Annotated in this window: 10 protein-coding genes; 6 read left to right on the top strand and 4 right to left on the bottom strand. The window is 70.1% G+C overall.

Features of this window, described 5'->3' with window-relative positions; all coding sequences use genetic code 11:
- Positions 1 to 26 precede the first annotated feature (26 nt).
- Positions 27 to 596, bottom strand: coding sequence for a DUF6328 family protein (locus AMK33_RS39970; protein ID WP_073938139.1), 570 nt, complete (start codon positions 594 to 596; stop codon positions 27 to 29).
- Between the two features lie 390 nt (positions 597 to 986).
- Between AMK33_RS39970 and AMK33_RS39965 the strand changes: the two genes are divergently transcribed.
- A complete protein-coding gene (locus AMK33_RS39965) occupies positions 987 to 1,229 on the top strand; it encodes a DUF5302 domain-containing protein (protein ID WP_073938138.1) in 243 nt (80 codons plus the stop codon).
- A gap of 299 nt (positions 1,230 to 1,528) precedes the next feature.
- Here AMK33_RS39965 and AMK33_RS39960 read toward each other — a convergent pair whose 3' ends face one another.
- The gene (locus AMK33_RS39960; RefSeq protein WP_079195179.1) at positions 1,529 to 2,683 is read right to left on the bottom strand and encodes a GlxA family transcriptional regulator; all 1,155 of its coding nucleotides are present in this window, start codon (positions 2,681 to 2,683) and stop codon (positions 1,529 to 1,531) included.
- 53 nt (positions 2,684 to 2,736) lie between these two features.
- Between AMK33_RS39960 and AMK33_RS39955 the strand changes: the two genes are divergently transcribed.
- The 5 genes from AMK33_RS39955 (at position 2,737) to AMK33_RS39935 (ending at position 8,817) form a co-directional block, all read left to right on the top strand.
- Positions 2,737 to 3,390 carry an HD domain-containing protein gene (locus AMK33_RS39955; protein ID WP_107425379.1) on the top strand — a complete coding sequence of 218 codons (654 nt, stop codon included), beginning with the start codon at positions 2,737 to 2,739 and terminating at the stop codon, positions 3,388 to 3,390.
- 2 nt (positions 3,391 to 3,392) lie between these two features.
- The gene (locus AMK33_RS39950; RefSeq protein ID WP_073938137.1) at positions 3,393 to 4,004 is read left to right on the top strand and encodes a DJ-1/PfpI family protein; all 612 of its coding nucleotides are present in this window, start codon (positions 3,393 to 3,395) and stop codon (positions 4,002 to 4,004) included.
- A 28-nt stretch (positions 4,005 to 4,032) separates the two neighbouring features.
- Positions 4,033 to 4,764 carry a DJ-1/PfpI family protein gene (locus AMK33_RS39945; protein ID WP_073938136.1) on the top strand — a complete coding sequence of 244 codons (732 nt, stop codon included), beginning with the start codon at positions 4,033 to 4,035 and terminating at the stop codon, positions 4,762 to 4,764.
- A gap of 239 nt (positions 4,765 to 5,003) precedes the next feature.
- Positions 5,004 to 5,945: a CIA30 family protein gene (locus AMK33_RS42065; RefSeq protein WP_235618372.1), complete on the top strand. Its 942-nt coding sequence runs from the start codon at positions 5,004 to 5,006 to the stop codon at positions 5,943 to 5,945.
- An 859-nt stretch (positions 5,946 to 6,804) separates the two neighbouring features.
- Positions 6,805 to 8,817: a glycosyl hydrolase gene (locus tag AMK33_RS39935; RefSeq protein WP_073938135.1), complete on the top strand. Its 2,013-nt coding sequence runs from the start codon at positions 6,805 to 6,807 to the stop codon at positions 8,815 to 8,817.
- A 90-nt stretch (positions 8,818 to 8,907) separates the two neighbouring features.
- On the opposite strand, the gene AMK33_RS39930 is transcribed toward AMK33_RS39935, so the two are convergent.
- Both AMK33_RS39930 and AMK33_RS45415 read right to left on the bottom strand, forming a co-directional pair.
- The gene (locus AMK33_RS39930) at positions 8,908 to 9,369 is read right to left on the bottom strand and encodes a hypothetical protein (RefSeq protein ID WP_073938140.1); all 462 of its coding nucleotides are present in this window, start codon (positions 9,367 to 9,369) and stop codon (positions 8,908 to 8,910) included.
- A 372-nt stretch (positions 9,370 to 9,741) separates the two neighbouring features.
- On the bottom strand, positions 9,742 to 10,251 hold the full coding sequence (locus tag AMK33_RS45415; protein WP_383463171.1) for a transposase: 510 nt from the start codon (positions 10,249 to 10,251) through the stop codon (positions 9,742 to 9,744).
- Positions 10,252 to 10,391 lie beyond the last annotated feature (140 nt).

Genomic DNA, 10,391 nt, shown 5'->3' with positions numbered 1-10,391 from the left:
AACATAGAGGCACCCCCCCCGGAGCGTCATGCGCCGTCGGTGCGCGAGCGCCGAGCGGCGCGGTGCCGCAGGCGTAGCGGCAGTACGTACCAGCACAGGCCGAACCACAGCATGACCGCGCCGACGAGCACTTCGGCGAGGACGCCGGGGACCACGAAACGGAGGATCAGCAGCAGCGTGCAGCCGATGGTCAGCGCGAGGAGGACCATGCCGCACATCATCAAGCGGCCGGCGGCTTCCACCACCTCGTCCTTCATGCGCTGTCCGGACAGGAAGCGGTGGATGGAGACGGGCGCTATGAGCGATCCGGTGGCGGCGGCGCCGAGCACCACGGTGGTGACGTAGATGGCGTGGTCCAGTGTCCCCAGCTCCCGGAACAGCGGGGTGAAGGCCACACTGAGCAGGAAGCCGAAGAGGATCTGCACGCCGGTCTGGGTGACCCGCGTCTCCTGCAGGATCTCGTTCCAGCGGCGGTTGACCCGCTCACGCGGTGTCTCCGGCGTTTCGGCACCGGCCCCCGGACCGTGGCTGTCGTGGCGCGCGCAGCAGGCGGTTTCCTCCCCCGCCGTCTCGACTGGCTGCTCCGTCATGGTCATGGCATCCTCCGTATGTCCAGGCGGCTCGTCTGCCCCGTTTTTCCTCCCTTCATGCAGGTCATGAGCGCGGAAGGGCTGATCCGGTGCGGTGGGCGGCGGAAGACGCCGTGCACGGCCGATGGCTCCGCGTAAAGGACCGGGAGCGTCTGCCGGGGCGTGGCGTACGAGCGTGTCGCAGGCGCCGGCCGATGCCCGGACCGCGGACGTCCGGCCGGCGGCGCCGCGCCGGCCCGGCCCGCAGCCGTCCTGTGCGCTTCACCCACCGAGCGAACGCCCTCGACCGCGAGAGGGATGCCCGTTGGAACGGAGCAGGATGATGGCGTCGGCGCCCCGTGCCGCGCCCGGCATGACAAGCTGTGCTTGCCCATCCCCCGAATCCAGGAGGTCACCATGACCGCAGAGCCCGTGTCGACGGAGGGTTCGGAGCCGGCTGCCCCCGAGGCGTCGCCTCTGGCGCCGGACAGCGACGGCAACTACGACCTCAAGCGCAAGTTCCGCGAAGCCCTGGCACGCAAGCGCGGTGCGCAGGCGGACGCCGCCGGTGCCGCCGCCAACCCGGACGCGTCGAAGGTGCGTGCGGCGCACGGCCCGGCTGCGAGCCAGCGGTCGTTCAGGCGCAAGAGCGGCGGCTGAGCCGATCGGTCCCGGGAGCCGGCCGCTTCACCAGTGCTCCGAGCGCTGCCCGCTCGCGCATCCCGTGCAGTGACCCGCAACGTGCGCACACCCCTGTGCGCGTTGCGGGCGAGGCGTGGACGAACTCGGATGACTTCCGGGCCCGACCGGCCCAGGGGCAGCCATGCCGTGACCGTCGATCACCAGTAGGCGCCGCACCTTGTGTGCGCTCATCGTGCGCGGGATCTCCTGCGCGCCGTCGTCGGCGCCGACGGTGACGGCCTCGCCTGGGCCAGGACGCCGAGGAGACCGGCCGGGCATCAGGCGTCGGCGCCGGGCCCGACCCGGGGGTGGATGCCGGCGAGGCCGGCGGTCTCCGTACGGACCGGATCGATGACGATCATCGTGCGGGCGGGGTCCCGGTGCGTCGTTCCCGTCCGGGACGGCGAGGCGGCCGGCGGGCCGGTGGCCGTCGTCGGGGTGTGCGCCTGAGCGGAGTTCGGCCGTGCCGTCGGGGCGAACGCCGCGCGATAGGCGGTGGGTGTCGTCCCGAGGGTGCGCCGGAAGTGCAGCCGGAGGTTCGAGGGGCTGCCCAGACCACATCGGTCGGCTATGTGGTCGACGGCGAGTCCGGTGCTCTCCAGGAGCTCCCGGGCACGGTCGAGCCGGGCGGCGAGCAGCCACCGCAGGGGAGTCGTGCCGGTCTCGGCGACGAACCGCCGGGCGAAGGTCCGCGGCGCCATGTGAGCGTGCGCGGCGAGCAGTGGGACCGTCAGCGGCTCGTGCAGACGGGTCAGGGCCCACGTCCGGGTGGGCGCGAGGGTGACGCCGTACGTGTCGGGGGCCAGCGGCCGTTTGATGTACTGCGCCTGCCCGCCGTCGCGGTGGGGAGCGGAGACCAGGGCGCGCGCCACCTTGTTCGCCGTCCGTGCGCCCAGGTCGCGTCGCACCAGGTGCAGGCACAGGTCGATGCCGGCGGCGACGCCCGCCGAGGTCAGCACCTGTCCCTCGTCCACGTAGAGCACGCGCGGGTCCACCGACACCCTCGGATACCGCGCCGCCAGTTCCTCGGTGTACTGCCAGTGGGTGGTGGCCTTGCGGCCGTCCAGGATCCCGGCTGCCGCCAGTGCGAACGCGCCGGTGCAGATGGACACCAGCCGCCGGCCCCGGGCGTGGGCCCCGGCCAGTGCGGCGAGCACGTCCTGCGGGAGCTCCCGCAGATGCGGTGCGTACCCCGGGACCACCACGGTGTCCGCGCCGCGTACCGCTTCCAGTCCGGCCGTCACCGTCACGGCGAACCCCGCCGCGGTCGGGACCGACCCCGCGGTCCGTCCGCACAGGGTCAGCTCATAGGGGGCACCGGGCACGGCGATGAAGACCTGGGCCGGGATGCCCAGGTCCAGGGGCAGCACGTCGTCCATGACCAGTACCGCCACTCGGTGCGGCGCGGCGGGAATGGCAGTTTCCTCTCGCATGGAGGCAAGTCTGCCACTGTCACCGGCAGTTGGCGCGGACGATCATCGATGTCATGACCGACGAGATGACCACCGGCGTCCCGCCGCTCCCCGACACCCCCCTCGCCCGCCGCGCGCTGGTCCTGGTACGCGAGACGGAGTCCACCGCCACCGCCAACCACAGCGTCCGCAGCGCGCTGTTCGCCCGGCTCCGCGCCGACCACCAAGGCGCGGAGCCGGGCCGTGACTACGATCCGGAGCTGCTGTTCCTGGCCTGCGTCCTGCACGACATCGGCCTGACGCAGGCCGGTGACCGCCACCAGCGGTTCGAGGTGGACGGCGCCGACACGGCCGCGGAGTTCCTCACCGCGCAGGGCCTGCCCACCGCCGACGTCGACGCCGTCTGGGAGGCCGTCGCCCTGCACACGACGCCGGGCATCGCCGAGCGCCGCGGCACCCTGTGCGCCCTGGTGCACCAGGGGACCGGCATGGACTTCGGCTGGAACACGGACTGTGTCGACGACGCCACCGGGGCCGCGATCCACGCCGCCTATCCGCGGCTGTCCATGGCCACCACCCTCACCGACGAGATCGTCGCCCAGGCACGGCACCGTCCGGAGAAGGCCCCGCTCTTCTCCATCGCGTCCGAACTGCTGCGGGAGAGATCCATGCCGCCGCACAGGACCCGGATGGAGACCATGGCCGACGCCGCGCGCTGGGGCAACTGAGCATGACCACGTACGGAATCCTGCTGTTCGACTCGGCACAGGAACTCGACTTCACCGGTCCGTGGGAAGTGTTCACCACCTCCTCCGGACTGCGTGACGGCGCGGACGACGTCCTGCTCCTCGCCGAGCGCTCCGCGCCCGTCCGGTGTTCCCAGGGCATGCGGGTACTGCCGGACCGCACGCTCGGCGACCATCCGCCGCTGGACGTCGTCCTCGTACCGGGAGGTCACGGAGCCCGGGAGGTCGAGCCGCACAACGAGCGGGTCACCGGCTGGCTCACCGACACCGCCGCGCGCGCCGCCTGGGTGGTCGGCGTCTGCACCGGGACCTTCCTGCTGCACGCCGCCGGCCCGGCCCGGACCCGCCGGGTCGCCACCCACCGGCAGTACGAGGACGCGCTCGAAGGACGCGGCGACGTCACCGTCGTACGCGACGCCCGCTATGTCGTCGACGGCAACCTGCTCACCAGCCAGGGCGTCTCCGCCGGCATCGACAGCACCCTGTGGCTCGTCGGGCGCCTGCACGGGCGCGAGCACGCCCGCGCCGTGCGCCGCGCCCTCCAGTACGACCCGGCACCGCCGTACCTGGCGGACGAGCCCCTCCCCCACCCGTGACCGACCGAGAACCGGAGTACCGACCGAGATGAACCGCCGTACCCTCCTGCACGCCACCACCGCGCTCGGGGCCGCGACACTGACGGCCGGCGCCACCACCCGGGCCGACGCGGCATCCTCCCGAACTCCCGGGCGAGACCGTCCTTTACGCGTACACGTCGTCATGTTCGACGGTGTGGAAGAACTCGATTTCACCGCCCCGTACGAGGTGTTCTCCGCTTCCGGCTACTTCGCCGACCGGGAGGTGGAGGTCCGCTACGTCACGCTCGACGGCCCTCGCACCGTCGAGGCCGCCTACGGCACCAGGCTGCGCGTCGACCACGGGTGGGCCCCCGAGGAGGCGGAACTCCTCGTCGTCCCCGGTGGCGGGTACGCGCGCCGCGAGGATCCCGGAGTGTGGGCCGAGATCCGGCGCGGCTCCCTGCCTCGGGCCCTGGCCGCCGCGACCCGCCCCGGCCTGACCGTCAGCGCGCTGTGCACGGGCGTGATGCTGCTCTCCGCCGCCGGGCTGACCTCGGGACGCCCCTGCACCACCCATCATCGAGCGCGGGCCGACCTGGAGCGGCAGGGCGGCGTGCTGAAGAACGCCCGCGTGGTCGACGACGGCGACCTGGTCACCGCCGGCGGGGTCACCTCCGGACTGGACCTCGCCCTGTGGCTGGTGCGCCGGGAACTCGGCGCGGACGCCGCGGTCGGTCTGGAGGAGATGCTCGAGTACGAGGCCCGAGGCACGGTCTGGACGGCGCGAAGCCGACGGTGAGTGGGTTTCGGCGGCACCGTTCCGGCCTGTCCGTCACCCTGGGCGGCGTCCGCGACCGCCTGCGGACCTGCCGGGACGCGCTGTCTCCGAACACGGAACCGGCCTCCCGCAGGACCGCGAGACGCTGCCCCCTTGGGCGCGGGGTGTGCTCCGGCTTCCTGCGCCATGCCGAGGCGGCCTCCCGCTGCTACGGCGTCGCTCTGAAGACGATCTTGCGGGACGCCTATGGCAAGGAGGCCATGGCAGACGATCCTTTGAAAGGGGGCCAGGAGCCGGAATACGTCCGCCGGAAGGTGGTCGTCCCGCCCCTCGCCTACGTGAAGAAGGCGCTGACTGCCGCTGACGATTTCCTTGCGCTTGAGATCGTCATGACGGTGGGCTGCGGCTTGCGAAACGGGGAAGCCCGGGCGGTGAACGTCAACAACGTTGTGGCAGATGACGTCTACCGGGTGCATGAGCAGATCCACTCCAACACGCACGAGCCGGCGAAGCTGAGGCATCGCAAGGCGGGGGAGTTTCGCGAGGTTCCTCTGCCGGGCTCGGTGCGGGAAGCGATGGAGCGGTTTGAGGAGAAGCACGGCACCACGCAGGATGGCTATCTCCTGCGCGGCCCAAGCGGCTACCACACGGGCACCTGGGACATCGGCGCGGAGAACCTGGCCGACACCCTGGCCCGGCTGAGAGTCCGGGCAGTGCTGCCCGGCCATGACACACTCGCGGTGGACCACCGGCTGATCCTCGGTGAGAAGCAGGCCCTGGCCCCGGGCGTGGTGGACGACTTCGAGGGACACGTCGACGACACCGCGCTGCGCTTCGGTTACGACTTCGCCCTGCAGAGCTACACGGGCGTCGGTAGGCGGATCGATGGCGACTGGTCCGACTTCGACGCCCTCTCGCTCTGGCCGAAGGCGGACGGCTCCCAGCACAAACTGGTGCTCCGACTCGTCGCGGGTGGTGTCGCCTACGAGGCGTATCCGTCCATGCCGGGCACGGAAGGCGGCACGGTCACCATCCCGTTCGCCGACTTCCGTCCGGCACCGTGGGACACCGCCGACGCGGAGCGCCGCATCACCGCGGAGGACCTGGCCGATCTGTCGCAGTTCAACATCTACATCAACCAGGACAGCGCGGGAACGGCCACCGCCGGGGCCTTCCACCTGGACGACCTCCAGGCCGTCTGAACCCTCTGCCCCGGCCGGACAGCCGTGTCGGCCCGAGGCGCTCACGCACCCGGGCTGGGTCCAGCATGCGCCCACCGCCGGAGTGCCGAGACCTTGTCGATCTCCACTCGCGATGACGCGCCGGACAAGAAGACGGTGCCGGCCAGGCTCTGACGGCTCGGTCGTCATCGCTGGTCGGCACCGCTACCCATGGTCGATGCGCCCAGCGGGTCCTCTGAGGGACCTGCATCGGCCAGCCGTCGTGGACCACGTCGATGCCGGTCTCGGGCTCTTGCGGAGAGGCCGGGTAGGCGGCGATCGGAGCGTCGGCCGGGCCGGCCACGGGCTTGGTCTGCATGCCGTGGACCGGGATCTGCGGGCCGCGACGGCCTACGCCACCTGCTGCGGGAGGACGCTCCGGGAGTCTCCGCACACAACGTCAGATCCCTCGCAGAGGTTCTTCATGGCGATACTCCGCCCACTCGGCCAACAACCGGTTAAGCACCTTGCTGTGACATGACTGTGAACCACGCGATCCGGCTGCCGGAATGTGCCCCCATCACCATCTGACCTGCGGAGATGACGCTTCAAAAGGATCCAACGGGGCGGTGAGGGCAACGAGGAGAGGAGAAGGAATCCCGGCAGTGGAGAAAGGGCAGCCCGCGCCAATCCACTAAACCGGTTACTTAACTTCCGCAGCGGCATGGACAACGCTGTCGTCATCCAGCACAGTCGGCACCACGACCGCCCAGGGCACAGGTTCGGGCATGCCAGGACGCCGACGGGCGAACCGTCGGCGTGTGGTAGGCGCGCACCGGCCCGGCCTTGTGGTCAAGACCTTCCCTCATTGTGAGACCCGGCCGCGTCCAAGGAGACAGCCATGCACAAGCCTGCCGTGAACCGCCGTTCGTTCGTCCTCCTCGGCGCCACAGCCGCCGTGGCGGGCGCGGGGACACCCATGGCCTCGGCAGCAACTCCCACCGCGGCGCCGGCCGGCGCGCCGATGTCCGTCCGGATCGTCGATGACAAGGCGACGAGCGCCACGCGCGCGCTGTTCGCATACCTGATGCGGCAGCAGGGCGACGGCATCCTCTTCGGCCACCAGCACGCCCTGTCCTACGGCTTCACCTTCACCACGCAGGACGGCAAGTCGTCCGACACCCAGGCGGCGGTGGGCGACCACCCCGCGCTGTTCGGCTGGGACACCCTCATCCTCGACGGTGACGAACGCCCCGGCAGAGAGGACGCGTCCGAGGCAGAGAACATCGCCGCGCTCAGCCGGTGCATCCGGCAGGCGGACGCGCTCGGCGGCATCAACACTCTCAGCGCGCACATGCCGAATTTCGTCACCGGCGACAACTTCTACGACACCTCCGGCCGTGTGGTCAGCCAGATCCTCCCCGGCGGCACGAAGCACGCCCGGTACAACGCCTTCCTCGACCGCATCGCCAAGGCCGTCAAGGGCGCACGGCGGCCGGACGGCACGCCGATCCCGGTCATCTTCCGCCCGTTCCACGAGAACAACGGCGGCTGGTTCTGGTGGGGCGCCGGGCACACCACCTCGGCGGAGTACACCGAGATCTTCCGCTACACGGTCGAGTACCTGCGCGACACCAAGGACGTCCGCAATCTGCTCTACTCGTACTCGCCCAACTCCAGCTTCGGCGGCGACCCTGCGGGCTACCTCAAGACCTACCCGGGCGACGGCTACGTCGACGTCCTCGGCTACGACGCCTACGACAGCTCCGCCGGCTCGGACGCCTGGCTGCAGGGCCTGGTCCAGGACCTGGCGATGGTGGTCCGCCTGGCCGAGGAGAAGGGCAAGGTCCCGGCCTACACCGAGTTCGGCGAGAGCGGCGAGGAGGGCCGCAACCCGCAGTGGTTCACGAAATTGCTGGGCGCCATCAAGGACGACCCCGTGGCCCGCCGAGTGACGTACATGCAGACGTGGGCCAACTTCGGGGACGACACGCGGCAGTACGTGCCGGTCCCGGGCCACGCGCTGCACGCGGACTTCGTCCGGTACGCCCAGGACCCCTGCACCGTCTTCGCCGGTGATCTGCGAGGCGTGTACGCCGCGCACACCCGCGCCGTCCGGAACGCCCCGTTCATGCACCTCGTGACCCCTACGGACCGGCAGCGTCTGACGAGCGTCGAGAGCACCGTCCGGGTGCGGGTCACACAGGCGGCGGCGAGCAGGGTCACCTACTCGGTGAACGGCGGACGCGGCCGGCGGCTCCGCCTGGACGCGGATGGCTTCTACTCCGGCGACTGGTCGATCGACCCGGCCTGGCTGGACAACAGGTCGGTGACCCTCTCGGTGGACGCCCGGGTGCGCGGCAGGACCCTCACCGACTCGGCCCTGGTCCTGCTCGGCGAGGTCACCCCCCTGCCCGCCGGATGGATCGACGACTTCGAGGGGTACGCGGGGGACGACGCCACCCTCAGCGAGGCCTACAGCCACATCAACGCCAACACCACGACCCTGTCGGCCGACCACAAGGCCTCGGGCTCGTACGGGCTGGCGTACTCGTACGACTTCAGCAGTGCCGGGTACACCGGCATCGGCAAGTCGGTCGACGCGGACTGGACCGCCTTCTCTTCGCTGGTGCTGTGGCTGCAGGGCGACGGTTCGGCGAACGGCGCGACACTCCAAATCGTTTCCAGTGGCGCCTATTTCGAGTACAACATCCCGCTGTCCGACACGACCGCCCGCGAGATCCGGGCCCCGTTCGGCGAGTTCAAGCCCGCCCCCTGGGACACCGCACACGCCGGGGAAGTGCTCGACGCCGCGCACCTCGCCAAGGTGACGACGTTCAACCTGTACCTCGGTCACGGCAGCGGCGCCCCGGTCACGGGTGTCGTGTACGTGGACGACATCAGGGCCGACTGACCGCTCCGTTCGCGACGACCCCGGCGGCCAGGCCGTCGCGAATAACGAGTTGGCGCGTGATAGCGGGTGAGGCGTGTTCGTGGACTGTTTTCATGCGGTCATGGTGCGGTCGGATACGAGGCTGGCGATGGCGCGGTAGGTGTCGGGCAGGCGGTCGCGTCGGTGGGTCCAGCGGGTCGGTTGTTTCCAGCGTTTGTGATCAGCGAGGGTGTGTTCGACGGTGACGCGGTCGGATGAGTACCAGTGGCGGTCACGCTCCCACTCTTCGACTCTGTCGGGCAGTGCTCCGGGTCGGGGTTTTCTGGGGCGTCCAAGCGCATGCGGCAGGTTGTGTCGCAGATGGATGAGCGTGGCCACCAGCCGGTCGACGAATACCAGCTGGTGACGGGCGCCAGCACCTGCGGCCCGCTTCCGGACCCCGCCCCGCGCAGCATGACGGCGGCCCTCGGGATTGGCCTGCCACGACGCGGTCAACCCCTCGACCAGGCAAGCCAGATGCTGTCGAGAGATGCCGGTGAGAAGTCGATGCGCCAGCACCGCCCGATTGATCATGATCGTCAAAGCCGGATCATCCCACCGGCCAGGCGCGACGCCTCACCCGCTATCACGCACCAACTCGTAAGTCAGCGTCCGGTCAGCATGAGCCCCTGCACACTCCGAGACAGGTGCTTGGTCGGCGATAGTGCGACAGCCTCATTTTTTGCGGAAGCGCAGGCGAGGAGCCTCCTTGCCCGAGTGGGATCGATGTTCCTCGGAATCTTCGAGTTCGAGGAGTGCCGGTGTACGGTGAAGACCGCCCTTGACCTGCAAAAAGCAGGCAGGGAGCCGTCTTCCAGGAGTCCGAAGTGCTGCGTACTCTGTTCAAGTCCAAGATCTAACGCTTGGTCATTTCCGCAGGTCAGATGCATGATTACCGGGCTGAGGTCAGCGAACAGTCAGCATCGGACGCGGCTGCGTCCTGGCGTTGCTGACCTCTGGGCCGGGGAGTGACCCGGCCAGGGTCAACTCCCCCAGCCCCACCCGGAAGGTTTGATGTGCCCGGCTTGCATGGAGTCGAGTTGCTGGATTCTGGGCGATCGCGGGGATCGACCTCAGTTCGAACTCGACGGGTGTGAGCATGCCGGGCGCGGAGTGGCGCCGCTGGCGGTGGGCGGCCGGTTCCGCCTCCAGTTCGGCAATCCGTCGTCGGGCGACCACGAGCTCAGCCCGGTCCTGGCTGGTCGGCCCGGGCAGCTGCCCGGTGTCGACGAGGTGCTGACGTCGCCGGACGTAGATCGTCTGCTCGCTGATGCCGAGACCGTGAGCGATCTCCCTGATCGCCCGGCCGGAATCGACGAGATCGAGGACCTTGCGCCGGAACTCGGCCGGGTGACCACGGGGCGCTGAAGCCTCCTTGGCGTCTGGGACATCATCTGTCCAGCAAGGTGACTCCACCAAGCCCGGGGTACATCAGCGTCAGCGGCGGTGCCTGGCGCCGTCCGGACCGGAAGCGAGTCGACGAGGCGGAGCCTGGACAGCTGATCCGCCTGCTGCCGGGAGCGCGTCCGGTGTGCGGACGCGCTCGCCGCGGCGGG

The sequence above is a fragment of the Streptomyces sp. CB02400 genome, assembly GCF_001905725.1.
GTDB classification, from domain to species: Bacteria; Actinomycetota; Actinomycetes; order Streptomycetales; family Streptomycetaceae; genus Streptomyces; species Streptomyces atrovirens.
Note: the sequence above shows the minus strand (reverse complement) of the source record. Positions and strands in the feature narration are given on the sequence as shown.